Source organism: Geodermatophilaceae bacterium NBWT11 (genome assembly GCA_014218215.1).
Taxonomy (GTDB): Bacteria; Actinomycetota; Actinomycetes; order Mycobacteriales; family Geodermatophilaceae; genus Klenkia.
This window is the reverse complement of sequence record CP043652.1, coordinates 4,444,937-4,471,099: the sequence shown is the minus strand read 5'-3', so window position 1 is coordinate 4,471,099 and position 26,163 is coordinate 4,444,937. Positions and strand designations below refer to the sequence as shown.

The following is a 26,163-nucleotide window of genomic DNA, read 5'->3' as shown; positions in this document are numbered from 1 at the left end:
GCGGTGGTCGGCCGGTGCCGCTGTGCGGGTCAGCTGCGATGGCCCAGGCAGTCCGTGCAGGTGGCCAGGATGAGCTCGCGCCACGGAGTGCCGACTTCGAGGTGGGGGGTGACCAGCACGAGCACGCTCAGCGAGGTCAGGGCCGCCACCACCCGGGTCAGCCGCTCGGGGTCCGGGGACTCCACGTCGATGCCGAAGGTCTGCAACAGGGCCCGCTCCGTCCCGCGGACCGGCGGTCGCTCGCCCGTGGCCAGCGCGCTGGCCGAGGTGAGCATCAGTGCGGCCGACCCCGGGTGCGAGGCGGCGAAGTCCAGGATCGAGGCCAGTGCCTCGACGTCCCGGGTCTGACCGGCCGGGTGTCGCATGGCCGCGAGGTGGACGTCGTCGGCAGCGGCCCGGCAGGCCGCGATGGCCGCTGCGTACAGGCCCTGCTTGCTCCCGAAGCAGCGCTGGACGGCCGCTGTCGAGACCCCGCTCGCGTCTGCTATCGATGTCAGGGTCGTCTGGTCGAGACCGTGTCGGGCGATGAGGGCGGCGGCGGTGTCGATCACGGTGGCTCGGTCCAGGACGTGGCCGGGGGAGAGGGGCACCCTCTCAGTGTCCAAGGGTTTTGACCATCCGGGAAATAACATGGGTCACCCCCCGGCCCTCTGGGGGACGGGGGGGTGACCGGATCAGGCGGTGGCGGAGGACAGAGCCCGCTCGCCCAGGGTGAAGCCGCGGTACCCGTCGGCCACGACCTCCTCGACGTGCCGACGGTAGGACGCCAGGCCTGCCACGTAGGCCAGGAAGACCCGGGGCTTGCCCGGCACGTTGGCACCGAGGTACCAGGAGTTGGCCGTCGGGTAGAGGGTGTATCCGCTGAGCATCGTGACGTGCTCGGCCCACTCCCGCTGCGCCTGCTCGGTGGCCTCGATCGTCTCGATGCCGTGCTCGCGGAGGTGTAGCATGGTCTCGGTCACCCACTCCACGTCGTGCTCGATCGTCGTCACGATGTTGGTCAAGATCCCCGGGCTCAGCGGGCCGGTGATCGTGAACAGGTTGGGGAAGCCGGCTACCGCGAGCCCCAGTAGGCTGTACGGCGCCTCGGACCAGGCCTCCGACAGACGCAGCCCGTCCCGGCCCTGGAAGTCCACGGCCAGCAGGGAGCCGGTCACCGCGTCGAACCCGGTCGCCAACACGATGACGTCGAACTCGCGTTCGCCGTCAGCGGTGCGGATGCCGGCCGGGGTGATGCTCTCCAGCGGGTGCCGGGCCAGATCGACCAGGTCGACGTTAGGACGGTTGAACGCGGCGTAGAAGCCGGTGTCCAGGCACGGGCGCTTGGTGCCCAGTCCGTGTGCCCGGGGCGTGAGGGCCTCAGCCGTCTCCGGGTCGTCGACGATCTCGGCGATCTTGCGGCGCACGAAGTCCGAGACCAGCTCGTTGGCAGCCGGGTTCACGGCCACGTCGGTGAAGGTGGAGAGCATCGAGCCCAGCCCGCCGGCGTCCCAGGCCCGCTGGAAGGTGGCCTCCACCTCTTCCGGGTCGAGGTCGAGCGCCGCGTGCTCCGGCGAGGTGTTGATCATCCCGGCGACGGTGTAGCGCTGGGCCGCCCGCTGCTCGACGAGGCCGGACTTGATCTGGGCGACCTCGTCGGGCTCCATCGGACGGTTCCAGGCGGGCATGGCGTAGCTCGGGGTGCGCTGGAAGACGGTCAGGCTGCCGGCCTCCTCCGCAATCCGCGGGATCGCCTGGATGCCCGAGGAGCCCGTCCCGATCACCGCGACCCGCAACCCGGAGAGGTCCACCCCCTCGTGCGGCCAGGCGCTGGTGTGCAGGACCCGACCGGAGAAGGAGTCCAGCCCGGGCACCTCGGGCGCCTTGGCCTTGGACAGCACGCCGCTGGCCATGACCACGAAGCGAGCGGTGACGGTCTCTCCGCCGTCGGTGGTCACCTGCCAGAAGCGGGCGGCGTCGTCCCAGACGGCCGCGGTGACCCGGGTGGAGAACGTGATGTCCTTCTCCAGGTCGAAGCGCTCGGCGACGTGCTGCAGGTAGCGGAGGATCTCCGGTTGTGCGGCGTACCGCTCGCTCCAGGTCCACTCCTGGTCCAACTCCGGGGAGAAGGAGTAGGAGTAGTAGATGCTCTCGACGTCGCAGCGGGCGCCGGGGTAGCGGTTCCAGTACCAGGTGCCGCCCACGCCGGCGCCGGTCTCGAACACGCGGGTGGTGAACCCCTGCTGACGGAGCAGGTGCAGCTGGTAGAGCCCGGCGAAGCCGGCTCCGACGACGACCGCGTCGACGTCAGGGGTGGGGGTCTCAGTCACGGGGGTCTCCGATCGGTGCGACGGGTGGGAGGTCGAGCAGGTCGCGCAGGCCGGTGGCGATCCAGTCCAGGGCCTGTGGGCTGGCCGGTAGGAGGTCCACCAGGGTGAAGAAGCCGTGCATCTGGCCCTCGAAGCGGCGACGGAGGACGGTGACACCTGCCTCGGCCAGTCGGTCGGCGTAGGCCTCGCCCTCATCGCGCAGGACGTCGAACTCGGCGGTGGCCAGGATGGTGGGCGGCAGCCCGCCCAGGTCGTCCGCACGCAGCGGCGAGACATCGGGGTGACTGCGCTCGACGTGGTCGGGCACGTAGTGGTCCCAGAGCACGGCCATGGCCGCGGCGTCGACCAGGAGCTGGTTCTGCGGGTCGAGATAGCTGTTGGTGTCCATCGCGTGGTCCACCGCGGGGTAGACCAGCACCTGGGCGGCGATCCTGGGACCGTCGGTGGCTGCGGCTCGACGGGCGACCACCGTGGCCAGGGTGGCGCCGGCCGAATCTCCAGCCACGACCAGGGGGCCGTCGACCCCCAGCAGGCCCGCTGCCTGCTCGGAGAGCCAGGAGACGGCCGACCAGGCATCGGCCAGGGGGGTCGGGTGCGGGAACTCCGGCGCGAGCCGGTACGCCACGACGGCCACTGCGAGACCGGTCCGGGCGGCGAGCTCTCGGCCGACCTGCTCGAACCCCTCGATGCCGCCGAAGACCCAGCCGCCACCGTGCAGGTAGACGAGCAGTCCGTCGGGGTGCTCGACGGGGACCAGCAGCCGAACCGGGACGGTCGCACCGTCGTCCGTCGGCACCTGCAGGTCGTGCACCCGGTGCATCGGCGGGGCGGTGGGGGAGAGGCCAGCGCCCTGGGCTGCAGCCCGCATCTGTTCGGGTGTCTGGCTGGCCAGGGGCGGAGCCCCCAGCTGGGCCAACTGCGCCAGCAGGGCAGTGGTCGGGTCGTCCAGCGGCACGGTCGGCTCCTCCAACGGGTATCGGTCTCCACAGTGAGGCAGCCGGGACGCCGCCCCGGTACCGCCAGAAGTGCCGACACCGCGGGACACCGGGAACTCGTAACCTGCGCCCATGACGGCTGCCGATCCCCCCTCGTCCGGTTCGTTGCGCGACCGCCAGAAGGCGGCCACCCGGGAGCTGCTCCGCGCATCCGCCATGGAGGTGTTCCTGGACCGGGGGTTCGCCGCTGCGACGGTGGACGAGATCGCCGCCGCGGCCGGCAGCAGCCGGGCCACCTTCTACTTCCACTTCACGAGCAAGGCCGAGGTGGTCTCGGACTACTGCGCGGACGTGCTGGACCCCGAGTCGCTGCGCGTCTACGCGCTCTTGGAGGCACTGGACCCCGCCGATGTGCATGCACTGCGTTCGTGGCTGGACGGTGCACTGGGGTACTTCGAGCGGCACCGCGCGGTCCTCGAGGTGGCCCGAGAGGCGGCGGTGCTCGACGCGGCGCTCGCCCGGCTGTCGGCCACCGGTGTGCTGGACCGTTGCGCCCAGGCCGCACCGCACTTCTTGGACCGGTGGCCACCCGACCGGCGAGCGGTCGTGCGGATGCGTCTGGAGGTGCTGGTCCTGGGTCTGGCGGACGTCGGACTGCTCTGGCTCGGGGGCCGCTGGCCGTTGCCGCGGTCCGCCGTGTTGGACGAACTCGTCCGGTCGTGGCAGCACGGTCTCTCCGAGCCACGCGAGACCGGCTGACCGACACGGCGTCCACTCGTTGACGCAGTGTCAGTGAACTCGTATCGTGAGGGGCGTCACGATCGAAGGAGATGCCGTGCCGATGGACAGTCGCCTCGCCGAGACCCCCGCTGGTGGGCCCGCCGATGACCTGGCGCGGCTCTTCGAAGAGCTCGACGAGGTCCTGGGCCGGATCCTGGACCCGGTGCTGCGGTCCGAGCTCACCCGGTGCCGACGGAGGTTCCACGAGGCCGGCGACGGTCCCGCGGTCGTGGAGCTGAGCCCGCGGGCGCGAACCGTGGTCGCGGGGGTGTCGGCCGGTTCGACGAACGCCGAGATCGCCGGAGAGCTCGGCATCACCGTGGACGCGGTGAAGGGCCAGTTGCGTGTGGCCATGCGCGCCTTCGGGGTGCACACCCGTCAGGCCGTGGTGAATGCCGCCCGCAGTGCTGGGCTGGTGGTGTGAGAGCGGCTCTTGCGCCGGCACGGCTGGAGGAGGTCCGCCGGACCTTCGCCGTCCTGCGTGCGGCCCGCTCCGGTCCCGAGGCCGACGAGGTGTACGACGACCTCGCGCGACTCGCCGGAGCCCTGCTGGAGGCGACCCGGCCTCTGATGCTCGACGACAGGGTCGGCCAGACCCCGGCGGCGCCGTTGACGGCCCGGGAGGTCGACGTCCTCGCCGGCGTGGCGGTCGGCGAACCCAACAAGGCCATCGCGCACCGGCTGGGCATCGGCCCCGCGACGGTGAAGAGCTACCTGTCCAGCGCCATGGTCAAGCTGGGGGCGTCCTCACGCGGATCGGCCGTGCAGTTGGCGCGCGAAGCGAACGCCCTGCCCTGATCCGGATCAGGTCCGCAGCAGGGCTCGAACGACGTCGTCGAGGGGGTCCCGCAACGCGGCCTCGCCGGCGCCGGCGAGGGGTGCCAAGGTGGTCGTGGCGCGCAACAGGGCCACCCCGAGGAGGGTGCACAGCAGCATCTCGGCGCGCAGCCGGGTGTCCGGCCGGAGGTCGCCCGGGTCGTGTCCCGCGGCTGCCGCCAGAGCATCGGTGAACCTGTCGAGGATGTCGAGGCGGATCTGCTCGGCCCGCTCGTCCCCCGACGTCCGGAGCAACAGCAGCAACTTGTAGGACTGCTCCTGGCCCCCGGGGCCGGCCAGCTGGGCGGCGAGGACCCCGGCGAGGTCCTCGTCAGCGGCACCGGCGTCGCTCGCCTGAGGGCCGAACTCGGCGACGGTGCTGGTCAGGCAGGCCTCGAAGAGCCCCTCCTTGGAGGTGAAGTAACGGCTCACCAGCGCGACGTTCACGCCCGCCTCGTCGGTGACGTCCCGGACGGTGGTGGCGGTGTAGCCGTTCGTCGCGAAACGACGCCGAGCAACGTCGAGGAGCAGACGCCGGGTGCCCGCGGCATCCCGGCGGCGGGCGGTGGCCGGGTCCGACCCCCCGGTCGTCTCTGGTGCGGTCATCGTCCTGCTCCTGTCCGACCTCGAGTGTGACGTAAACGATCGTTGACTTGTGCACCGACGGGCTCATACTAGGCCAAGTCAACGTCTGTTTACTTTAACGAGGGTCCATGTCCCACAGCACGGTCACGACCCCCGGCGAGAGCCGGGACACGACCTCCGCCCCCGATGAGGCGCGCTCGTCCTCCGGTGGGCTCATCGTCCTCTACCTGTCCCTCGGCGGGCTTGCGTTCGCCGTCCTGCAGTCTCTGGTGGCCCCCGCGCTGTCGACGCTGGCTCGCGAGCTCGACGCGTCCACCAGCGACGTCAGCTGGGTGGTCACGGCCTACCTGCTCGCCGCCTCGGTGCTGACCCCGGTGCTGAGCCGGCTCGGTGACATCGCCGGCAAGCGGAAGGTCCTCATCGGGGTGCTCTCGCTGCTGGCCGGCGGCACGCTGCTCGCTGCCTTGGCACCGAACCTCACCGTCCTGATCATCGCCCGGGTGATCCAGGGCGCCGGCGGTGCGATCCTCCCGCTGTCGATCGCCATCGTCCGCGACGAATTGCCCCGTGAGCGGGTCAGCGTCGTCGTCGGGCTCCTCTCCGCGATCTTCGGCGTGGGCGCCGGCGTCGGGATCGTAGGAGCGGGCCCGATCGTCGAGCACCTGTCCTGGCACTGGCTGTTCTGGCTGCCCCTGGTGCTCGTGGTCGTCGCGCTGCTCGGTGCGGTCTTCGGCATGAAGGAGTCCCCGGTCCGGACGCCCGGTCGGTTGGACTTCCTGGGCGCCGGCATCCTGGCGGTCGCGCTGGTGTCGATCCTGCTTGCGGTGAGCAAGGGGCAGGAGTGGGGCTGGAGCGACGGCAAGACCATCGGGCTGCTCGTCCTGGGCGTCGTGGCCGCCGTTGCGTTCCTCCGGGTGGAGAGCCGGTCGGCTGAGCCGCTGATCGACCTGAAGCTGATGCGGATCCGCGGCGTGTGGGCAGCCGACATGGTGGCCCTGATCCTGGGCTTCGCCATGTTCGGCACGTTCCTGATGGTGCCGACGCTGCTCCAGCTGCCCGAGGCCACCGGCTACGGATTCGGTGAGTCCGCCTCCGCGGCCGGGCTCTTCCTGCTGCCCACCGTGGGCATGATGATCGTCTTCGGGCCGCTGTCCGGACTCCTGGACCGCCGTTTCGGGCCCAAGCTCCCTATCACCCTGGGCGCCACGTTCGTCACTGCAGGGTTCGTGCTGCCGGCGGTCTCCCACGCCGAGGTCTGGCAGGTGATCGCATCCGGGGCCCTGGTCGGAGCCGGCATCGGACTGGCGTTCGCCGGCATGGCGACTGCGCTGATCGCCAGCGTGCCCGCCGCGCAGACGGGCGAGGCCACCGGCGTCAACACCATCTCGCGCACGATCGGCGGGAGCCTGGGCACCGCGGCGATCGCCGGGATCCTCGCCTCGTCCACCACTGCGCAGGGTCTGCCCGGCGACCAGGTGTTCACGACCGGGTTCTGGGTGTGTGCCGGGGTGGCCGCCCTGGCCATCGTGGCTGCGCTGGCGCTGCCCTCGATCAAGCACCCTGCACGGGACGTGCCGGCCGCCGAGCCGGTCGCCCTCCAGGGCTGAGCCCACCGTGGACCTCGCACCGCGGTCGCCGACGGCGACCGCGGTGTGCCCGGTCGTGGACGACAGCGGCGGTGTGGTTGTGCCGCGCCCCGCGGGCGCGGCACCGGGCCCGGTCCGGCAGTGGTGGTCCGGGGGCACCACCCTGGCCACCTGCTCGAGGTTCGCGGTCGTCGGTGGGGTGGCGAACGTCGTCTTCGTCGCGGTCTTCCTGGCCTCGTCCCAGGTCGGCGGCGAGGTCCAGACGGCCAACGCCATCGGGAGCCTGCTCTCCGCGGCGCTCGCCAACGAGCTGCACCGTCGGTACACGTTCACCGCCGACCAGCGGGTGCGGTGGTTCCGGGCGCAGACCGCTGGCATCGCGGCTGCACTGGCCGGCCTGACGGTGACGGCGGTCGCGTTGGCCGTGCTCCACCTCGTCGTCGTCGACCCGTCCCGCCTGACGAGCATGGCGGTGAGCATGGCCCTCGCCGCCGGCACCGGACTCGTGCGCTTCGTGGTCCTGCGGCGGGCCATGACCGGGTCGACCGTTGCCGGGAGCACCGAAGCAGGGTAATTTCTCACGTACGGGGAAAAATGCAGCACCGCGCGCCGGACCGGACGACCACGTCCTGCCGGCCAGGGTGCGAGACGAGAGGACGAGACATGGGAAACCGCCTCGAAGGACGTACCGCGCTGGTGACCGGCAGCGGCAACGGCATCGGCCGGGAGATCGCGCTGGTGCTGGCCGCTGAGGGTGCCGCAGTCGTGGTGAACGACCTGGGGACCGACGTCGGTGGCGAGGGCCGCAGCTCCGAGGCCGCCGACCGCACGGTCGCCGACATCGTCGCCGCCGGCGGCAAGGCCGTCGCCAACTACGACTCCATCGCCGAGCCCGAGGGGTGCGTCAACGCCGTCGGCACGGCCGTCGACGCGTTCGGTGCCTGCGACATCGTCATCGCCAACGCCGGTGCGCTCGTCAAGGGCTCGCTGGCCGGTATCACGGCCGACGACGCCTCCTGGCGCATGCTCAACGACCTGTACCTGGGGCAGAAGTTCTGGCTCTCTCGAGCCGCGGTGCCGGCCATGCTCGAGCGCGGCTGGGGCCGGGTGCTCTTCGCGACGTCCGAGATCGCGCGCGGCACCCAGGCCAACCCGCTGGGTGCGGCCGTGCTCGGCGGCGGGATCGGCATGTCCCGCGACATGGCCGCCCAGTACCGGGGGTCCGGCGTCACGTTCAACTGCTACGCACCCGGTGCGGCCACCCGCACGTTCGACCTCTACAAGGACCAGATGGACGAGTCGTTGCGCGCCCAGGGTGTGCCGGAGGACGAGTTCGGCAGCTTCTACCTCCCGCCGGCCGACCGCATCGCCCCGATGATCAGCTGGTTGTGCACCGACGCCGCCGCGGACGTGACCGGCCAGGTGTTCGGCGTCCGTGGGTCGGAGGTCACCCGCTGGACCGAGGTCGCCGACGGTGCGTCCATCGTCAAGGACGGCGACCCGCGGGCGCTGTGGACCCTCGACGAGCTCGACGCCGTCGTCCCCGGGTTGATGTCCGGGACCGGCACTCCGTCCTGACGTCGCGTCCTGGCCGCCGGACCCGGTGGCCAGGACCGGTCGGCGGGCGTCCTTCCACGTCCCCTTGTGTCGTGACACGTCTGGGGGTGGCGGCGCACCGATCCGCACCTGACCATCGAGCTCCGTCCACCCCCAGGAGGAACCCACCGATGTCCGCGACCGAGGCCTACCGCGCCGCCCGGGACCAGCTGCTGGCGCTGCGGGGTGAGCACGCGCGCGCCGTCGCGGAGTTCAGCTGGCCCGACCTGGGCGAGCGGTTCAACTGGGCGCACGACTGGTTCGACGCCTACGCCCGCGACGACCAGGGCACCGCGCTGTGGATCGCCGAGGCCGACGGCACCGAGGCGAAGTACACCTTCGCCGAGATGGTGCGGCGCTCGGACCAGGTGGCCCGCTGGTTCGCCTCGGTCGGCATCGGCCGCGGTGACCGGGTGGTGCTGATGCTGGGCAACCAGGTGCAGCTGTGGGAGTCGATGCTGGCGGTGATGAAGCTCGGCGCGGTCATCATGCCGACCACCACCGCGCTGGGCCCGACCGACCTGGTCGACCGGATCGAGCGCGGCGGCGCGGCCCACGTCGTCGCCAACGCCGCCGACACGGGCAAGTTCGCCGACGTGCCCGGGGAGTACACCCGCATCGCCGTGGGCGGCCCGGTCGAGGGCTGGCTGTCCTACGCCGACGCGGCCGACGCCGACGACGCCCCCGTGGAGCACCCGGGCACCGCCCCCGGCGACCCGCTGCTGCTGTACTTCACCTCCGGCACCACCTCGCGCCCCAAGCTGGTCGAGCACACCCAGGTCAGCTACCCCCTCGGGCACCTGTCGACGGTGTACTGGCTGGGCCTGCAGCCCGGCGACGTCCACCTGAACATCAGCTCGCCGGGCTGGGCCAAGCACGCCTGGTCCTGCTTCTTCGCCCCGTGGATCACCGGCGCCACGATCTACCTCTACAACTACGCCCGCTTCGACGCCCCGGCACTGCTGGAGCGGATCCGCTCGGCCGGGATCACCACGTTCTGCGCCCCGCCGACGGTGTGGCGGATGCTGATCCAGGCCGACCTCTCCGGCGGCCCGGGCTCCCTGCGCGAGGTCATCGCGGCCGGTGAACCGCTCAACCCCGAGGTGATCTCCCAGGTGGAGAAGGCCTGGGGACTGACCCTGCGCGACGGGTTCGGGCAGACCGAGATGACCGCCGTGGTCGGCAACACCCCCGGCTCCCCGGTCAAGCCCGGCTCGATGGGCCGGCCACTGCCGGGCTGCCCGGTGGTGCTGGTCGACCCGGTCACCGGCGAGGTCGGTGACGAGGGCGAGATCTGCCTGGACCTGTCGGCCCACCCGCTGCCGCTGATGACCGGGTACGCCGGCGACCCGCAGCGCAACGCCGACGCCATGGCCGGCGGGTACTACCACACCGGGGACGTCGCGACCCAGGACGCCGAGGGCTACATCACCTACGTCGGGCGCACCGACGACGTCTTCAAGGCCAGCGACTACAAGATCAGCCCGTTCGAGCTGGAGAGCGTGCTCATCGAGCACCCCGCCGTCGCCGAGGCCGCCGTCGTCCCCGCCCCGGACCCGGTGCGCGCCGCCGTCCCCAAGGCCTACATCGCCCTGGCCGCCGGCCACGAGCCCACCGCGGAGACCGCCCGGTCCATCCTGGCCCACGCCCGGGCGAACCTGGCCCCGTTCCTGCGGGTCCGCAAGATCGAGTTCTACGAGCTGCCCAAGACCATCAGCGGCAAGATCCGCCGGGTCGAGCTGCGCCGGCGCGAGGAGGCCGGCGACGGCGGGTCCACGGAGTACAGCGACACCGACTTCCCCGACCTGCGACGATGAACCCCAGCCACTCGTGCGGTGGACCCCACGCCCAGGTCGGGGAGACGGCCACGTGACGGTGGCAGGCACCAGTGGCACGGTCGAACTGACTGGTGCGCGGCGGCCGTGGTGGTGGGTCGACCCGGTCGCCCTCATCGTGGGGACTGCGTTCGCGCTCATGGCCATGACGCCGTCCCTGTTGCCGCGCACCTGGTTCTTCCAGGGGCTGGTGAGCGGCATCTCCGCCGCGATCGGCTACGGGCTCAGCTGTCTCGTGCTCTGGGCCCTCCGGCACTGGGGCCCGTACCGACGTGCTGCCGACCGGGTGTACGCCACGGTCCCACGCGTTCTCCACCGGATCGGGTGGGCGGCGTTGCTGGTCGTCGTGCCGGTGTCCCTGCTGGTCGTGCTGACCATCGCCTCCGACTGGCAGGGGGAGGTCCGCGAGCTGATCGGGATGCCCGCCGACTCGGCAGCGGGGTGGCTCCGAGCAGCTCCGATGATCGTCGTCGTCGCGGCCGTCCTCGTGCTCGCCGGGCGCGGCATCCGGTGGATCGCGCGAGCCATCCGCGGGTTCCTCCACGGCAGGGTCCGCGTGCCCCGGTTCGCGGCCCAGGTGGCCGGTGCCGTCCTGGCGGCGCTGCTGGTCGCAGGTGTCCTCGAAGGCGTGGTGCTGCGATGGGCGTTGTCGGCAGCCGATGCCAGCTTCTCCGTGACCAACGACCAGACCCCGGACGGGGTGACCCGCCCGCAGGCGTCCGAGCGCTCCGGGTCACCTGGGTCCCTGGCCCCGTGGGACTCGCTGGGCTCGGAGGGGCAGGCGTTCGTCACCGGTGGTCCCGCGCGCGCACGGATCGCCGAGGCCGCCGGCATCACGGAGGACGACGTGGCCGTCCCCATCCGCGCCTACGTCGGTCTCGAATCCGCCGACTCACCCGAGGCGCGGGCCGACCTGGCTGTCGACGAACTGGAGCGCACCGGCGCGTTCGACCGCGAGGTGCTCGCGGTGGTGACGACGACCGGTACGGGCTGGGTCAACAGCGCCTCCCCGGAGGCGCTGGAGCTGGTCTACGGCGGGGACACCGCGACCGTGGCCACGCAGTACTCCTACCTGCCGAGCTGGCTGTCCTTCATCGTCGACCGCTCCCGGGCTGCCGCGGCGGGGCGCACCTTGTTCGACGCGGTCTACGACCGGGTGCAGGAGATCCCCGAGGGTGGACGGCCGCAGTTGCTGGTCTACGGGGAGAGCCTGGGCTCGGCCGGGTCGGAGGCCGCCTTCGACGGGCTGGCCGACATCCGGGAGCGAGCGGACGGGGTGCTGTGGGTCGGGCCGCCCAACAGCAACGAGCTGTGGTCGGCGTTCGTGGACCGTCGCGACCCGGGCGAGCCCGAGGTGGAACCCGTCTACGCGAGCGGTCTCGCCGTTCGGTTCGGGTCGGATGCGGATGACCTGGCGCAGCCGGCGAGCCCGTGGCTGGAACCCCGGGTCGTCTACCTCATGCACCCGTCCGACCCCATCGTCTGGTGGGCACCCGACCTGTTGTTCTCCCGGCCCGACTGGCTGGTCGAGCCGCGGGGCGACGGTGTGTCACCAGCCATGAGTTGGTACCCGGTGGTCACGTTCTGGCAGGTGACCGTGGACATGACCAACGCCCAGTCGCCACCCGACGGCTACGGGCACAACTACGGGAACCTGATGCTCGACGCCTGGCTGCTGATCGCCCCGCCGGACGGGTGGACCGAGGCAGACACCGCTCGCGCCCGTGAGGTCGTGGGGTGAGCGCCGCGGGCGGACACCTGGACGAGGCGGCGGTGCTGCGCCTGTTGACGAAGCGCCGCGACGACGTCGACCCGCACCGGGCCGAGAGCCGGGTCGCGGCCTACGTCTACGGGAACGTCCTGGTGCTGGCCGCCGTGGTCGGGGCCTCCCCGCTGGCCGTCGACTCGGGGACCGCAGTCGTCCTGGTGGTCGGCACGGTGCTGTCCACGTACGTGGCGCACGTGCTGGCGCACTCCGTCGGGGTGCTGTTCGGCGGCGGTGACCAGACGCGGACGCGACAGGTGCTGCGCGACGCCGTCCCGATCGTGAGCTCGGGGGTGCTGCCGGCGACCGTGCTGCTGGGGACGGCGTTGGGCTGGCTGCCCGAGGTCGCGGGGCAGGCTGTCGCCGCCGGCGTCGGGCTCGTCCGCGTGGCCGGCGTGGGTCTGGTCTACCGCCGGCTGCAGGCCGACGTCGCGCTCGGCCGGGCGCTCTCGATCGGGGTGGTCGCGGCACTGGTAGCCCTGCTGGCCATCGTCCTCAAGTTGGTCCTCACCCACTGACCCGGCGCAACCGGGGAGGAGGGGAACTGCGATCCACCGTCCGTCCACCATCTGTCGACTCACCCTCGGAGGCGTCATGACCACCCCCGTTCCCGTGCCTGCCCACCTCAGCGAGCAGGCCCAGGCCTTCCTGGCCAACCCGCGGCCGGCGTCCGCCTTCCCCGACCCGGGGGACCTCGAGGGCTGGGCGGCGTTCGCCGCGGGCATCGAGGGCTACATCGTGTCGATGTTCGCCGGCCACCCGTTGCCGGTCGCCGAGACCGAGACCGAGGTAGGAGGGGCCCGCGTCTACGTGCTGCAGCCGGAGGGTCTGCCGGAAGGGGACTCCGGGCCGTTGATGCTGAACGTCCACGGCGGCGGTCTCATGTCCGGCGGTGGGCGTGCCTGTGCGCTCACTGGCGCGGTCCAGGCGCTCACCGTGGGGATGACGACCTGGGCGCTGGACTACCGGATGCCTCCGCAGCACCCGTACCCGGCCGGTCTGGACGACGCGGTGGCGGTCTACCGGGCGATGCTGGAGGTCCGCGACCCCGCCGACCTGTTCATCAGCGGCGGTTCCGCCGGGGCGAACATCGCGGCCGCACTGCTGGTCCGGGCCAAGGACGAGGGTCTGCCCATGCCGGCGGCAGCCGTGTTGACCACCCCGGAGGTCGACCTGACCGAGTCCGGGGACACCTTCGCCGTGCTGGACGGCGTGGACAACGTCCTGGCCAGCCTGGCCGAGGTGAACGTGATGTACGCCGACGGGCACGACCTCGCGCACCCCTACCTGTCGCCGTTGTTCGCCGACCTCACCGGCTTCCCGCCCACGTTCCTCCAGTCGGGCACCCGGGACCTCTTCCTGTCCAACACGGTGCGCTTCCACCGTGCACTGCTGGCGGCCGGCGTCCCCACCGAGCTGCACGTGTTCGAGGCCATGCCGCACGGTGGGTTCGGCGGCTCGTCCCCCGAGGACGCCGACCTGAACGCCGCCGTCCGGACGTTCGTCACCGCCCACCGCCGGGTCTGACCCTCACGGCCTGACCCTCGAGGGGCTCCCCGCCCGGCCGGAGCCGGGCGGGGAGCCCTCGTGGGTCGTGCTCAGCCCTGCTCGAGGTCGTCGGCGTCGACCGGCTCGCCGGCGTCCTGCCAGCTCGTGCCGTCGAACTCGAGCATCCGGTAGACGTGGACCAGACGGTCGCCGGGACCGGCGGACAGCTGGACGTCCGGCAGCAGCGCCGGGTTGTCCAACCCGTCGACCGCGTCCCACGCGGCGGTGAAGGCCGCGCCGCCCTCGCCGTCGGAACCCTCGAGCGCTGCGACCGTCGCCGCTGCGGCGCCGTACCCCTCCATGGCGAGGTAGGAGTCGACGTTGGCCTCGTCGCCGTACTCGGCGACGTCGGCCCGGAAGGCCTGCACGCCCTCGTCGTCCGCCCACCGCGGGTCGGCCGGGTCCTTGAAGTACTGCGCGGTGCGGGCGCCGGTCACGGTGTCCGCACCGGCCGGACCGATCGTGGTCGCGAAGTCCGCCGCTGCGCTGTAGAGGTAGGTGGTGGGCCGGTAGCCGATGTCGGCCATCGTGCGCAAGGTCGCCGACTGGGCCGGACCCACCGTGGCGAGGAGCAGGGTGTCCACACCTGCGGCGCGCAGCTGGTTGAGCTGACTGGTCAGGTCCACCACCCCGGGGGCGACGGTGAGCACCTGGTCGGGGGTGACCCCGCCGTCGGTCAGCCCGTCCACCTGGCTGGTGGTCAGGTCGTTGCTGACGCCCAGCACGCCCACGACCGCGTCGGGGTTGTCGGCCTGGATGTCCTGGGCGACGACCTGGCCCTCCCAGCGGCCGTCCGGGAACCAGGCGCGGGTGAACGGCGTGGCATCGGTGTCGGACAGGGCCTCCTGGGTCCCGAAGGCGACCTGGGCGACCTCGGCGCCGTTCAAGTACGGCGCGGTGGCACTGGAGATCCCGCCGAAGGTGAGGACGACGTCGGCTCCGTCCTGGTCCACCAGCTGCCGCGCGTTGTCGGCCTGCCGGGCCGGGTCGTACCCGTCGTCGAGGAGCTGGTAGTCGATCTGCCGTCCGTCGACGCCGCCGTCGGCGTTGACGTGCTCGAAGTAGGCGACCGCCCCGTCGGCCACGGCGGCAGCGCCGGCCAGTGGCCCGCTGAGCGGGAAGCTCAGGCCGATCACGATGGGGGCGTCCGAGTCGGCCCCGCCGGCGTCGGCCGAGTCGTCGCCGCGGCCGCTGCATGCGGCGGTCAGCAGGAGGCTGCCTGCGGCCAGGGCGACGACTGCTCGCCGGGGCCAGGCGCGCCGGGTGACGGGGATGGTGGGCATGGGGGTACCTCGCTCTCCACTGCAACGGTGCAGTGCGCGACGGGAGGGACGGCGGTCGCCGGCCCCGGTGTGGGGTGGTACGGATCAGGGGCGTCGACGGCGCTGGACACCGCCGGCCAGGCGGCCGAAGAGCCGCCCGATCCCGCCGGCCACCCCTGCGGGCAGGAAGAACAGCGTCAGCAGGAGGGCTGCGGCGTAGGCCAGCTGGGACCACTGACCCCCGGTGGTGGAGCCGATCTGCTGGCTGATCAGGTCGGGCAGGTAGACGATGAACGCGGCGCCCAGGAGCGCGCCGGCCCAGGTCCGGGACCCGCCCACCACGCACGCGGACAGCAGGGCCAGGGAGAAGAACAGCGAGTAGCTGTCGGGCACCGTCGAGGCCAGGACCAGCCCGCCGAGGGCGCCGCCGAGCCCCGCCACCGCCGAGCTGACACCGAACACCGTCAGCGTGAGGCGGTTGACGTCCACGCCCTCGGACCTGGCCATCAGCGGGTTCACCCGGAGTGCGTCGATGGACCGGCCGAAGGGACCGGTGCTCAGGTTGCGCAGCAGCACCAGCACGACGGCGAGCACCACGACCAGCAGCAGGAACTGGAACTGCTCGTCGGAGAGGCCGGTGGCCGCCGGCGGGGTGATCGGCGAGCCGGCCAGCTGCAGGCCGATCGTCCCGCCGGTGAGGTCGGAGAACCGGGCCAGCAGCAACGGGAAGATGGCGGCGATGGCGATGGTCAGCAGCCCCAGGTTCAGCCCGCGGACCCGGAGTGCGGGGAGGCCGATGAGCCACCCGACCGCCCCGGAGACCACGACCGCGGCCACGACGGCGAGGGGCCAGGACCACCCCAGCTCACGGACGGCGATCATCGCGGTGTAGGCGCCGAGACCGTAGAGGGCTCCGTGGCCGGCGCTGATCTGGCCGGCTCTCCCGATGAGCAGGTTGAGGCCGGCGACGGCGATGGCGATGGTCAGCACCCGGGAGGCCTTGAACAGGTCGTAGTCGCTGACCTGGAAGGGCACGACCAGGCCGACGACGAGCAACGCCGTCCACGCCCAGGTCACCGGACGGCGCAGCAGCGGCACCGGTCGGGGCCGGGGACCGACGGTGGCGACCACGTCCACGCGGTCGGTGTGCTCCCCGCGCGGCTCGGAGACGACGGCGGCCATCAGGCGCGCACCGTCGTCGCACGGCCGAGGAGACCCTGGGGGCGGACGAGCAGGACGAGGAAGATCACTGCGAACGGGACCACGAGTTGGAGGTCTCCTCCGATGCCGGGGACGTACCTGCTCGCCCAGTTGGAGAGCAGGCCCACGAGCAGCCCGCCCACGACAGCACCCAGCCGGCTGGAGAACCCGCCGAGGGTGGTTGCGGCCAGGGCGAGCAGCAGTGCGTTGGTCATGAGCTCGGGGGAGAGCCCGAGCGTGGGGGCGGCGACGAGCCCGGCCACCGCCCCGACCGAGGCGGCGATGCCCCAACCCACGGCCAGCATCAGCCCGGTCGAGATGCCGAGCAGCTTGGCCGACTCGGGGTTGTCCGCCACGGCTCGCAGCCGGAGCCCCAGCGGGGTGAACCGGAAGACCAGCCCGCAGGTCACCATGGCCACCAGCACGAGCGCACCGCCACCCAGGGCCTGGGCCGTGAAGGTCAGCGGGCCGAGCTGCAGGGCCCCGTCGCCGAACGGGGACGGGGCGGAGCGCACGTCGGTGCCCCAGACGAGGGCCACCACGGCGTTGGTGCCCAGCAGCAGTGCGGCGGTCACGGTGAGGAGGGCCAATGGGCCGCTCTTCTCGACCGGTCGGACCAGCACGCGCTCGACGCCGGCGCCGAACACGAAGGCGGCGACGACGACGAGCGGCACCACGAGCCACCAGGACAGCCCTGCCGTGCTCAGCGCGAAGGCGACGAACGCCGCGAGGGTGGCGAACTCGCCCTGCGCGAAGTTGAGGGTGCCGGTGCCCTGGAAGACCAGGGCGACGGCGAGGGCGAGGGCGGCGTAGACCAGGCCGGTGGTCAGACCGGATGCGGTCTGCTGGAGGAACTCGGTCACGGGTGGACCCCTTCCGGGTCGTCGGCTGCGGTGCCCAGGTAGGCGGCGTGCAGGCTGGGGTCGGCGGCGAGCTCCGCGGCCGGGGCAGCAGCCACCACCCGGCCGCGGGCGAGCACGATGCCGCGGTCGGCCACGCGCAGCGACGCGCGGGCGTTCTGCTCGGCGAGCAGCACCGACAGCGACCACTATTCGCGCAACCGGGCCAGCACCGCGAACACGTCGGCGGAGGTCAGCGGCGCCAGCCCCAGGGACGGCTCGTCGATCAGCAGCAGCCGGGGGCGGGCCAGCAGGGCACGGCCCAGCGCCAGCATCTGCTGCTGGCCACCGGACAGGGCCCCGGCCGGTCGCCGACGCATGTCGGCCAGCACCGGGAAGGTCTCGTAGATGCGGGCGAGGTCGTCCGCGGCGGCGCCACGGGCGGCGCGCGGTCGGGACAGCGACCCCAGGCGGATGTTCTCCTCCACGGTCAGCCCGGTGAACGTGCCCCGGCCCTGCGGGACGTGCCCGATGCCGGCGCGGGCGACCCGGTGGGCCGGGAGCCGGGTCAGGTCGACGCCGGCGAAGGTGATCCCGCCCCGGGCGCGGACCGCGCCGGAGAGGGCCCGCAGCAGGGTGGTCTTCCCTGCGCCGTTCGCCCCGAGGACGGCGACGATCTCGTCCTCGCCGACGGTGAGGTCCAGACCGTGCAGCACGGGGACCCGTCCGTAGGCAGCGGTCAGCCCCGTCACCTCGAGCAGGGCGTTCACGCCGGGTCCTCGGACGCGCCCAGGTAGGCCTCGACGACGCGGGGGTCGCCCCGGACCTCGTCCGGCGTGCCGACGGTGAGCACCCGTCCCGACTCGAGCACCACCACCCGTCGGGCCACCGACATGACGAGGGCGACGTCGTGCTCGACCAGCAGCACGGTGCCCTCCCCGCCGACGTGGGCCTCGACCTCCTGCAGCAGGTCCCGGGACTCCTCGGCGCCGAGACCGGCAGCCGGCTCGTCGAGCAGCAGCAGTCGGGGTGCGCCCATCAGCGCCCGGGCCACCTCCACCCGGCGTCGGTCGCCGTGCGGGAGGCCGGCGACCGGCCGGCCGGCCGCCGCGGACATGCCGAGCCGGCCCAGCAGTTCGTAGGCCTCGTCGAGGGTGGCCGCCTCCTCCCGCCGCCGGCGGGGTGTCACCAGGATCGAGTCCCAGACGCCCACGCGGCTGTGGGCCACGGCGCCGAGGGCGACGTTGTGCAGCGCCGATTCCGCGTCCAGGAGCGCCGGGGTCTGGAACGTCCGGGCGACACCCCGCTGGGCGCGGCGGTGCGGGCGCGACCGGCCGAGATCCTCGCCGTACAGGCTGAGCTCGCCCTCGTAGCGGTAGAGCCCGCTGACGCAGTTGAACAGCGTGGTCTTGCCCGCGCCGTTGGGGCCGATCACGGCGGACGTCCCGCCTGCCGGCAGCTCGAAGTCCACCCCGTCCAGCGCACGGAGCCCGGCGAAGGAGAGACCGACCCCGCGGGCCCGCAGGGCGGGGGGACGGCCGAGCGGTGGGTCGGGCACGGAGTCGTCCTCGACGATGGCCTGGGTCACAGCGGGCAAGCTAGGGCGTATGCCACGTCACACAGAAATGGTTCCTCCTGATGATGGCCATCTGTTCGGTGAATGCGAAAAGGTGCGCCGGTGAACCTCGCCGGGGCCGACCTCAACCTGCTCGTCTCGCTGCGTGCCCTGCTGCAGGAGCGCAACGTGACGCGCGCCGCGCAGACCGTCGGGCTGAGCCAGCCGGCGATGAGCAATGCCCTCGCCCGGCTCCGCCGGCAGTTCGGCGACGAGCTCCTGGTCCGGGAGGGGCGCGGCCTGGTCCTCACGCCGACGGCGAGGGAGCTGCAGCACGCCGTCGAGCCCGCGCTGACGATGGTGGAGCGCGCCCTGCGGATCCAGGCGTCCTTCGACCCCGGCACCGCGGTCCAGACCTTCCGGATCGCGGCCAGCGATTACGGGATGACGCTGGTCGGTGCCCGGCTGCGCGACCTGGGCACCGTCGCCCCGGGGGTGACGGTCGACCTGGTCCAGATCGACCACGGCTTCGTGCGGGACAGCGAGAGCGTGATGCGGCGGGTGGACCTGCTCCTGGCGCCGCAGGCATTCCTGACCGGCTACCCCAGCGAGGGACTCTCCGCCGAGCCGTGGGTGGCGGTCGTGCGCGAGGAGGACCCGCTGACCACGGTGACCGAGGCCGACCTGGTCGGCCGCTCGCTGGTGGGGCTGTTCCACGACCTCGGTTCGGGGGCGCACATCGAGCGGCTCCTCACCGTCCGCGGGATCGCCGCCACCGGCTCGGTCAACGCCGAGTCGTTCTCGGTGGTACCTGCGCTGGTGGAGGGCACCGACCGGATCGGGTTCCTGCCGGCCGGTCTGGCGGTCCGCCTCGGCCCGGGCTACAGGCTGAAGGTGCTCCCGGTGCCGTTCCTCGTCGAACCGCTCGTGGAGTGCCTCTACTGGCACCGCTCGGCCCATCGGGACCCGGCGCACCGGTGGCTGCGGCGTCTGCTGCTCGCGGACCGAGCTACCCCGGAGATCCGCGTGCCATCCGTCCCGTGAATGTCGGGCATACCGGATGAGTAGTTCCGTTCCGGCGCCCGTCGATCGATGCTGGGCGACGTGTCAGCTCCGTCACGGACCCCCGTCATCGACGTCCACGCCCACCTGGCCGTCCCTGCTGCCGACGCCTTGCTGGAGGGCCCCGGGCTGACCCGGCAGCGTCAGGTCGACGCCGAGTCCCTGGGCTCGGCGTCCCTCCAGCTGAACCTGCGGCAGATCGCCGAGATCGGCCCGAAGCTGGTGGACCTGGACCTGCGGCTGGCCGCGATGGATGCTGCCCGGGTCGACGTGCAGGCGGTCAGCGCGTCCCCGGTCCCGCACCTGTGGGCGGACCGGGAGCTGGCGGCCCGCTACACAGCGGCGAGCAACGCCGAGGTGGCCGCGTTCTGCGCCCGGGCGCCGGAGCGGCTGCTGCCCATCGGCACGGTGTCCCTGCAACACCCCGACCTGGCCGTGGACCAGCTGCGGGCGGCGGTCGCCGACCACGGGGTGCGCGGTGTCCAGATCTCGACGTCCGCTGGACCCGGCCGGGAGCTGGACGACCCGTCGCTGGCCGACTTCTGGGCGACCGCCGACGAGCTCGGCACGGCCGTCCTCATCCACCCCTGGGGCTGCACCCTCGGAGCGCGGCTGGACGACTACTACCTCTTCAACAGCGTGGGCAACCCGACCGAGACCGCCCTCGCGCTGTCCCGGGTGGTCTTCTCCGGGCTGCTGGAACGGCATCCCGGGCTGCGCGTCTGGTCGGCCCACGGCGGTGGGTACCTGGCATCGTCGATCGTGCGCGCCGACCACGCCTGGGCGGCCCGCGCCGATGCGCACACGACCACCGAGGCACCCTCCGCGCTGCTGCGCCGGACCTGGGTCGACTCGCTGGTCTACACCCCCGAGCAGCTCCGTCACCTGGTCGCGGTCATGGGGCCCGGCCAGGTCACCCTCGGCAGCGACTACCCGTTCGACATGGGGGTCGAGGACCCCGTCGACCGCCTCGAGGCCGCCGGGTTCGACGCCTCCACCACCGATGCCATCCGCGGCGCCAACGCTGCCCGACTGCTGGGACTGACCTCGTGAACGGCTACGACATCACCACCGAGTTCGGCACCGACCCCGAGGCGGCGATCGCCGGCTCGGCGAAGCTCTTCAGCAACTGGGACCGGTGGGGGGCCGAGGACGGCATCGGCACCGTCAACCACCTCGACGAGTCGATCCGGGCAGCGGCCGCCGCACTCGTACGGCGCGGTGCGTCGTTCAGCCTGTCGCTGCCCTTCGACGAGAACGGCCCCCAGTTCGGGTGGAAGCGCCGCGTCAACCCGGTGCACACCATGATGAGCACGGGGATGGACACCCCCGAGCAGATGGGGCTCCCGCACGGGCTCTCCGTCGCTGACGACGCGGTCTTCATGCCGCTGCAGTGCTCCACCCAGTGGGACGGTCTCGGTCACGTCTTCGACCACGGGATCGGCTGGAACGGCCGGCTGGGCCGCGAGGTCGTGACGAGCGAGGGCGACGTCGCCACCGGCATCGAGCGGCTGGCCGCCCCGGTGGTCGGCCGCGGGGTGCTGCTCGACGTGGGCCGGGCCCTGGGCGAGGACGGCGAACTCCCCGACGGCTGCCCGATCACCAGCGCCGACCTCGACGAGACGGCCCGCCGGCAGGGGGAGTCCGCCACCGTCCGCCGGGGCGACATCGTGCTCGTCCGCACCGGCCAGCTGACCCGGGTCCGCCGGCGGCTGGCGGCGGGGGAGGGGTGGGGCGCCTACGCCGGCGGGCCGGCGCCGGGCCTGTCGTTCCAGACCGCGGGCTGGCTGCACGGCAGCCAGATCGCCGCCATCGCCACCGACACCTGGGGCGTCGAGGTCCGGCCCAACGAGTGGCCCGAGGCCATGCAGCCGCTGCACCAGGTCGCCCTCCCGCACATCGGGCTGCTGCTGGGGGAGATGTGGGACCTCGACGCCCTGGCTGCGGACTGCGCCGCCGACGGGGTCTACGAGTTCCTGCTGGCCGCCCAGCCGCTGCCCTTCACCGGTGCCGTCGGCTCGCCGGTCAACCCGGTGGCGGTGAAGTGACGTGCGGCTGACCACGCTGACCAGCGCCGGGGGACCGCGGGTCGGGGTCCTGGACGGGTCGATGACCGACGGGCTGGTGCGACTGCTCGAGGCGGGGCCGACCCTGCTCGACGTGGTGCGGGGTGGGCCGGCCGCGCTGGCCGACGCGGCGACCCGGGCAGCGCGCTCGGCCGACGCCGTCGAGGTGGCCCAGGCCTCCTTCGGCGCCCTGCTGGACCCGCCGAGCGTGCGGGACTTCCTCACCTACGAGGCCCACCTGGCCGAGCTCACCGGCGCCCCACCGCCCGACGAGTGGTACGAGATGCCGCTGTTCTACTTCGCCAACCCGGCCTCGGTCCTGGCACCCCACGCCGACGTCCGGCTGCCGCCGTCGGTCACGCAGTACGACTACGAGCTCGAGGTGGCCGCGGTCGTCGGCGTCGCCGGCTCGGACCTGACCCCGGAGCAGGCCGCCGACCACATCGTGGGCTACACGCTGTTCAACGACTGGTCCGCGCGTGACCTGCAGGTGCACGAGTTCCGCTTCCCGATGGGCCCGTCGAAGTCCAAGGACGCAGCGATCACCCTGGGGCCGTGGCTGGTCACGGCGGACGAGCTCGCCGACCGGGTGGTGGACGGTCGGCTGGCGCTGCGGACCGAGGTGCGGCTCAACGGCGAGCGGGTCGGCGGGGACACCACCTCGAACATGGCCTGGTCCTTCGCCGAGCTCGTCGCCCATGCCTCCCTCGGCACGGTCGTCCGGCCCGGGGACGTGCTGGGGTCGGGCACCTGCGGCACCGGGTGCCTGGCCGAGCTCAAGCGCAGCGACCCCGACACCGCACCGGACTGGCTCCGCGCCGGCGACGTCGTCCGGATCGAGGTCGAGGAGCTGGGCGCCATCGAGAACCGGGTCGTCGCCGGGCCCGAGCCGCAGCCGGTGCCGCGCGGGCGTCGACGTCTCCACCGGGCGGGCTGAGGTGCGTCTGCAGGACGCCGTCGCGGTGGTCACCGGGGCGGGCAGCGGGATCGGTGCGGCGCTGGCACGCCGGTTCGCCGCCGAGGGCGCCGCAGAGGTGGTGGTCAGCGACCGGGACGGCGCCGCCGCCCGGCGGGTGGCCGAGGAGATCGGCGGGACGGCGGACACGACCGACGTGACCGACGAGGGCGCGGTCGCCGCCCTCGTCGAGCGGACGCTGGCCGAGCACGGCCGGGTCGACCTGTTCTGCTCCAACGCGGGGGTCTTCTCCGGCGGCGGCGTCGAGACCCCCACCGAGGTCTGGGAGCAGGTCTTCGCCGTCAACGTGCTCGCCCACGTGCACGCCGCACGCGCGGTGCTCCCGTCCATGCTGGCGCGCGGCAGCGGGCACCTGCTCTCCGTGGCCTCGGCCGCCGGCTTGCTGACCACCCCGGGCGATGCGCCCTACACCGTGACCAAGCACGGCGCGGTGGCGTTCGCCGAGTGGCTGGCCGTCACCTACGGCGGCCGGGGCATCGGCGTCAGCGTGGTCTGCCCCCTCGGGGTGGCCACCCCGCTGCTGCTGGACCCCCTGGAGGGGGGCAGTGCCGCGGCGGCCGTCGTCGCGGCCTCGGGGTCGGTGCTCACCCCGGAGGACGTCGCGCAGTCGGTGGTCGACGGGCTCGCCGAGGACCGGTTCCTCGTCCTCCCGCACCCCGAGGTCGGCGACTACTGGGTGCAGAAGGCGACCGATCCAGAGCGTTGGTTGACCGGGGTCCGCCGGCTCACCGAACGGGTGGGCACCTGACGTGGCGGTCGACAAGGTCCTGCCCGACGCCGCGTCCGCGGTGGCCGACATCCCGGACGGGGCGAGCCTGGCCGTCGGCGGCTTCGGCACGTGCGGACTGCCCACGACCCTCATCCAGGCCCTCCTGGAGGCCGGCACCACCGACCTGTCGGTGGTGAGCAACAACTGCGGCACCGCCGCCCACGGGCTGGGCACGCTGCTGGCCGCCGGGCGGTTGCGCCGGGTGACCGCCTCCTACGTCGGCGACAACGCCGTGCTGGCCGCGAGGTGGCAGGCCGGGGAGGTCGAGCTCGAGCTCGTGCCCCAGGGCACGCTGGCCGAGCGGCTGCGAGCCGGCGGGTCGGGGATCGCCGCCTTCTTCACCCGGGCCGGGGTGGCCACCCCGATCTCCGAGGGCGGACTGCCCTGGCGGTACGCCCCCGACGGCTCCGTCGCGGTGGCCAGCCCACCCCGCCGGGTCGAGGTCTTCGACGGCGTCCCGCACGTGCTCGAGCACGCCACCCGCACGGACGTCGCGCTGGTGCACGCCGCCCGGGGCGACCGCGCCGGCAACCTGGTCTTCCACGCGGCGGCCCGCAACTTCAACCCGCTCGCGGCCATGGCCGGCCGGGTCACGATCGCCGAGGTGGAGGAGCTGGTCGAGGTGGGTGACATCGGCCCCGACGACGTCCACCTGCCCGGCGTCTTCGTTCAACGGGTCGTGGTGGTCCCGGCCGGGACCACCAAGCGGATCGACCGGTTGACCGTGCAGGGCCGACCCGACGAGTGGGGAGTGGACCGGTGACGCTGACCCGGCAGCAGGTGGCCGCCCGGGTGGCGCTGGAGCTGCCCGACGGCGGCTACGTCAACCTCGGCATCGGGCTGCCCACCCTGGTGCCGGGCTTCCTGCCGCCGGGGGTCGACGTCGTCTTCCACAGCGAGAACGGGGTCCTCGGTGTCGGCGGCTTCCCCGTGCCCGGGGACGAGGACCCCGATCTCATCGACGCGGGGAAGCAGACCGTGACGGTGCTGCCCGGGGCGGCGTTCTTCGACTCCTCGGTGTCGTTCGCGATGATCCGCGGAGGTCACCTCGACGTCGCCGTCCTCGGGGCCATGCAGGTATCGGCGGGCGGGGACCTCGCCAGCTGGACCGTCCCGGGTCAGGCGCTCAAGGGCATGGGGGGTGCGATGGACCTGGTGCACGGTGCCCGCCGGGTCGTGGTCGCCATGGAGCACCTCACCAGGCGGGGTGAACCCAAGCTCGTCCAGCGCTGCAGCCTGCCCTTGACCGGTGCCGGGGTGGTCCACCGCGTCGTCACGGACCTGGCGGTCCTCGACGTCGGACCGACCGGTCTGGTGCTGCGCGAAGTGGCACCGGGCACCACCGTCGAGCAGGTGCAGGCAGCGACCGGTGCACCGCTGCAGGTGGCTGATGATCTGCAGCAGATCCCGGTGGGTGGTCCCGCCGACCGGTGATCGGCCGGCGGGACCTCCGACGAGATCGGCGCGTCGGTCAGTCCGTGATGAGGGCGAGCTGGGTGTTGATCTCCTTCGGGTTCGTGTCACCGACGATCTTCTGCAGGAAGGGCGTGTGGTCGAACACGAAGTCCCGGATGGGGCGTACGAGCCTGGGTGCATGGTGGAACCGCTGGCCGTTCTCCCAGGCCATCTTGACCTGGAAGTTCACGTGCGGCTTGCGGGGGTCCTCGTAGGCCTGGAGGGTCCGTCGAACCGCCGCGAGGTCGGTCAGGTCGACCCCGCGCAGCGCTCGGCCGACGAAGTACCCGTCCTCGATGGACATGCCTGCCCCGTAGGCCGCATAGGGTGACGTGGCGTGGGCCGCGTCGCCGGCCAGCGTGATCCGCCCCTTCGACCACTGGTCGAGGTAGCCGCGGTCGCGGAGCACCCAGCGCTGCACGTCCTGGGGCGCGGTGCGGGCGATGAGCTGGGGGAGCGGTGCCGGGAACCTGCGGCCGAGCTCCGCGGCCCGGGCGAGCAGGTCCGGGGGCGCGGGAGCTTCGGGGTCGGTGGCCTCCAGCACCCACCACTGGTAGCCGTCCCGGCCCTTGTTGCGGATCGAGGTCCAGCTCCCCTGCACCTGGCGGTCGTGGCTGATGACGCACATGCCCGTCTCCCCGCCGATGTCGTCGGCGAAGGTGAATCCCGCGATGGCGTGCAGCCGGTGCTCCCGGATCGGGGTCTCACCCCACAGCGCCGTCCTGACCAGCGAGTGGATCCCGTCGGCGCCGATCAGCACGTCCGCCTCGTGGGTCGTCCCGTCGGCGAAGTGGAGGGTCACCGCCCGGTCGTCTTGCTCGATCCGCTCGACCACCTGGTTGGTGCGCAGCACGCCCGGGGGGAGTGCAGCGAGCATGCGCTCGTAGAGCTCGGGTCGGAGCAGACCGATGAAGCCTCCCCCACGGCCGTACTCCTGCTCCAACTCGGGCGACGACCTCACGACGGCCCGCACCTTGCCGGTGCTGCTGCGGAACTCCGTCTGGCACGGCGCTCCGAGGTCGTGGGTGTCCACGCCCAGCAGACGCAGGGCCTTGAGCGGCGGTGGCCACAGGTTGAGCACGTTGCCGGCGGGTCGGGCTTCCGGGTAGCGCTCGAAGACGACCACGTCGTGGCCGGCCTGGTGCACGGAGAGGGCGGTGGCCATGCCGGCCGGCCCGCCTCCGAGCACGGCGACCCGGCCGCGCGGGCCTGGAGTTGCTCAGG

26 protein-coding genes and 1 pseudogene are annotated in these 26,163 nt (G+C 72.7%); 17 read left to right on the top strand and 10 right to left on the bottom strand.

Features of this window, described 5'->3' with window-relative positions:
• Nucleotides 1-29 precede the first annotated feature (29 nt).
• From F1C76_21685 to F1C76_21675, 3 genes are read right to left on the bottom strand one after another with little or no spacing between them, the layout of a single operon-like run.
• Nucleotides 30-632: a TetR/AcrR family transcriptional regulator gene (locus F1C76_21685; protein ID QNG38798.1), complete on the bottom strand. Its 603-nt coding sequence runs from the start codon at nucleotides 630-632 to the stop codon at nucleotides 30-32.
• A 42-nt stretch (nucleotides 633-674) separates the two neighbouring features.
• Nucleotides 675-2,504, bottom strand: coding sequence for an NAD(P)/FAD-dependent oxidoreductase (locus F1C76_21680; GenBank protein QNG38797.1), 1,830 nt, complete (start codon nucleotides 2,502-2,504; stop codon nucleotides 675-677).
• Nucleotides 2,302-3,462, bottom strand: coding sequence for an alpha/beta hydrolase (locus F1C76_21675; GenBank protein QNG38796.1), 1,161 nt, complete (start codon nucleotides 3,460-3,462; stop codon nucleotides 2,302-2,304). The genes F1C76_21680 and F1C76_21675 overlap by 203 nt, the downstream gene beginning before the upstream one ends.
• Here F1C76_21675 and F1C76_21670 point away from each other — a divergent pair.
• From F1C76_21670 to F1C76_21660, 3 genes are all read left to right on the top strand, one after another.
• Complete coding sequence (locus tag F1C76_21670; GenBank protein QNG38795.1) at nucleotides 3,377-4,003, top strand: TetR/AcrR family transcriptional regulator; 627 nt, start codon at nucleotides 3,377-3,379, stop codon at nucleotides 4,001-4,003. The genes F1C76_21675 and F1C76_21670 overlap by 86 nt on opposite strands.
• 82 nt (nucleotides 4,004-4,085) lie before the next feature.
• Complete coding sequence (locus F1C76_21665) at nucleotides 4,086-4,448, top strand: helix-turn-helix transcriptional regulator (GenBank protein ID QNG38794.1); 363 nt, start codon at nucleotides 4,086-4,088, stop codon at nucleotides 4,446-4,448.
• 146 nt (nucleotides 4,449-4,594) lie between these two features.
• The gene (locus F1C76_21660) at nucleotides 4,595-4,822 is read left to right on the top strand and encodes a helix-turn-helix transcriptional regulator (GenBank protein ID QNG39465.1); all 228 of its coding nucleotides are present in this window, start codon (nucleotides 4,595-4,597) and stop codon (nucleotides 4,820-4,822) included.
• 6 nt (nucleotides 4,823-4,828) lie between these two features.
• Here F1C76_21660 and F1C76_21655 read toward each other — a convergent pair whose 3' ends face one another.
• Nucleotides 4,829-5,446, bottom strand: a complete 618-nt coding sequence (locus tag F1C76_21655; protein QNG38793.1) for a TetR/AcrR family transcriptional regulator — start codon at nucleotides 5,444-5,446, stop codon at nucleotides 4,829-4,831.
• A 107-nt stretch (nucleotides 5,447-5,553) separates the two neighbouring features.
• Here F1C76_21655 and F1C76_21650 point away from each other — a divergent pair, with 107 nt between their 5' ends.
• The 7 genes from F1C76_21650 to F1C76_21620 all read left to right on the top strand — a co-directional run bounded on the left by F1C76_21650 (nucleotide 5,554) and on the right by F1C76_21620 (nucleotide 13,734).
• Nucleotides 5,554-7,032 (top strand): MFS transporter, encoded by a 1,479-nt coding sequence (locus F1C76_21650; GenBank protein QNG38792.1) that lies wholly within the window; start codon nucleotides 5,554-5,556, stop codon nucleotides 7,030-7,032.
• Nucleotides 6,926-7,585: a hypothetical protein gene (locus F1C76_21645; GenBank protein QNG38791.1), complete on the top strand. Its 660-nt coding sequence runs from the start codon at nucleotides 6,926-6,928 to the stop codon at nucleotides 7,583-7,585. Before F1C76_21650 ends, F1C76_21645 begins: the two co-directional genes overlap by 107 nt.
• A 20-nt stretch (nucleotides 7,586-7,605) precedes the next feature.
• Nucleotides 7,606-8,589 (top strand): SDR family NAD(P)-dependent oxidoreductase, encoded by a 984-nt coding sequence (locus F1C76_21640; protein ID QNG38790.1) that lies wholly within the window; start codon nucleotides 7,606-7,608, stop codon nucleotides 8,587-8,589.
• A 149-nt stretch (nucleotides 8,590-8,738) separates the two neighbouring features.
• A complete protein-coding gene (locus F1C76_21635; GenBank protein QNG38789.1) occupies nucleotides 8,739-10,424 on the top strand; it encodes an AMP-binding protein in 1,686 nt (561 codons plus the stop codon).
• A gap of 157 nt (nucleotides 10,425-10,581) precedes the next feature.
• The gene (locus F1C76_21630) at nucleotides 10,582-12,183 is read left to right on the top strand and encodes a hypothetical protein (protein QNG38788.1); all 1,602 of its coding nucleotides are present in this window, start codon (nucleotides 10,582-10,584) and stop codon (nucleotides 12,181-12,183) included.
• Nucleotides 12,180-12,725, top strand: a complete 546-nt coding sequence (locus F1C76_21625) for a hypothetical protein (protein QNG38787.1) — start codon at nucleotides 12,180-12,182, stop codon at nucleotides 12,723-12,725. Before F1C76_21630 ends, F1C76_21625 begins: the two co-directional genes overlap by 4 nt.
• 76 nt (nucleotides 12,726-12,801) lie before the next feature.
• Complete coding sequence (locus F1C76_21620; protein QNG38786.1) at nucleotides 12,802-13,734, top strand: alpha/beta hydrolase; 933 nt, start codon at nucleotides 12,802-12,804, stop codon at nucleotides 13,732-13,734.
• Between the two features lie 71 nt (nucleotides 13,735-13,805).
• Here F1C76_21620 and F1C76_21615 read toward each other — a convergent pair whose 3' ends face one another.
• The 5 genes and pseudogenes from F1C76_21615 to F1C76_21595 form a co-directional block, all read right to left on the bottom strand.
• Nucleotides 13,806-15,038 (bottom strand): ABC transporter substrate-binding protein, encoded by a 1,233-nt coding sequence (locus F1C76_21615; protein ID QNG38785.1) that lies wholly within the window; start codon nucleotides 15,036-15,038, stop codon nucleotides 13,806-13,808.
• A gap of 84 nt (nucleotides 15,039-15,122) precedes the next feature.
• A complete protein-coding gene (locus F1C76_21610; GenBank protein QNG38784.1) occupies nucleotides 15,123-16,199 on the bottom strand; it encodes a branched-chain amino acid ABC transporter permease in 1,077 nt (358 codons plus the stop codon).
• Entirely contained in the window at nucleotides 16,199-17,080 is an 882-nt protein-coding gene (locus tag F1C76_21605; protein QNG38783.1) for a branched-chain amino acid ABC transporter permease, read from the bottom strand. The genes F1C76_21610 and F1C76_21605 overlap by 1 nt, the downstream gene beginning before the upstream one ends.
• Nucleotides 17,077-17,826 (bottom strand): annotated as a pseudogene (locus tag F1C76_21600) (ABC transporter ATP-binding protein). Before F1C76_21600 ends, F1C76_21605 begins: the two are co-directional and overlap by 4 nt.
• Nucleotides 17,823-18,665 carry an ABC transporter ATP-binding protein gene (locus F1C76_21595; GenBank protein ID QNG38782.1) on the bottom strand — a complete coding sequence of 281 codons (843 nt, stop codon included), beginning with the start codon at nucleotides 18,663-18,665 and terminating at the stop codon, nucleotides 17,823-17,825. Before F1C76_21595 ends, F1C76_21600 begins: the two are co-directional and overlap by 4 nt.
• Nucleotides 18,666-18,716: 51 nt before the next feature.
• Here F1C76_21595 and F1C76_21590 point away from each other — a divergent pair, with 51 nt between their 5' ends.
• From F1C76_21590 to F1C76_21560, 7 genes are all read left to right on the top strand, one after another.
• Nucleotides 18,717-19,655 (top strand): LysR family transcriptional regulator, encoded by a 939-nt coding sequence (locus F1C76_21590; GenBank protein ID QNG38781.1) that lies wholly within the window; start codon nucleotides 18,717-18,719, stop codon nucleotides 19,653-19,655.
• 48 nt (nucleotides 19,656-19,703) lie between these two features.
• Nucleotides 19,704-20,726 carry an amidohydrolase gene (locus tag F1C76_21585; protein ID QNG38780.1) on the top strand — a complete coding sequence of 341 codons (1,023 nt, stop codon included), beginning with the start codon at nucleotides 19,704-19,706 and terminating at the stop codon, nucleotides 20,724-20,726.
• Between the two features lie 11 nt (nucleotides 20,727-20,737).
• A complete protein-coding gene (locus tag F1C76_21580; protein ID QNG39464.1) occupies nucleotides 20,738-21,721 on the top strand; it encodes a cyclase family protein in 984 nt (327 codons plus the stop codon).
• Between the two features lie 61 nt (nucleotides 21,722-21,782).
• The gene (locus F1C76_21575; protein ID QNG39463.1) at nucleotides 21,783-22,676 is read left to right on the top strand and encodes a fumarylacetoacetate hydrolase family protein; all 894 of its coding nucleotides are present in this window, start codon (nucleotides 21,783-21,785) and stop codon (nucleotides 22,674-22,676) included.
• 1 nt (nucleotide 22,677) lies between these two features.
• Entirely contained in the window at nucleotides 22,678-23,463 is a 786-nt protein-coding gene (locus F1C76_21570) for an SDR family oxidoreductase (protein QNG38779.1), read from the top strand.
• Between the two features lies 1 nt (nucleotide 23,464).
• Nucleotides 23,465-24,247, top strand: a complete 783-nt coding sequence (locus F1C76_21565) for a CoA transferase subunit A (protein QNG38778.1) — start codon at nucleotides 23,465-23,467, stop codon at nucleotides 24,245-24,247.
• Nucleotides 24,244-24,918 carry a CoA transferase subunit B gene (locus tag F1C76_21560; GenBank protein ID QNG38777.1) on the top strand — a complete coding sequence of 225 codons (675 nt, stop codon included), beginning with the start codon at nucleotides 24,244-24,246 and terminating at the stop codon, nucleotides 24,916-24,918. The genes F1C76_21565 and F1C76_21560 overlap by 4 nt, the downstream gene beginning before the upstream one ends.
• Before the next feature lie 37 nt (nucleotides 24,919-24,955).
• On the opposite strand, the gene F1C76_21555 is transcribed toward F1C76_21560, so the two are convergent.
• A complete protein-coding gene (locus tag F1C76_21555) occupies nucleotides 24,956-26,104 on the bottom strand; it encodes an FAD-dependent monooxygenase (GenBank protein QNG38776.1) in 1,149 nt (382 codons plus the stop codon).
• Nucleotides 26,105-26,163 lie beyond the last annotated feature (59 nt).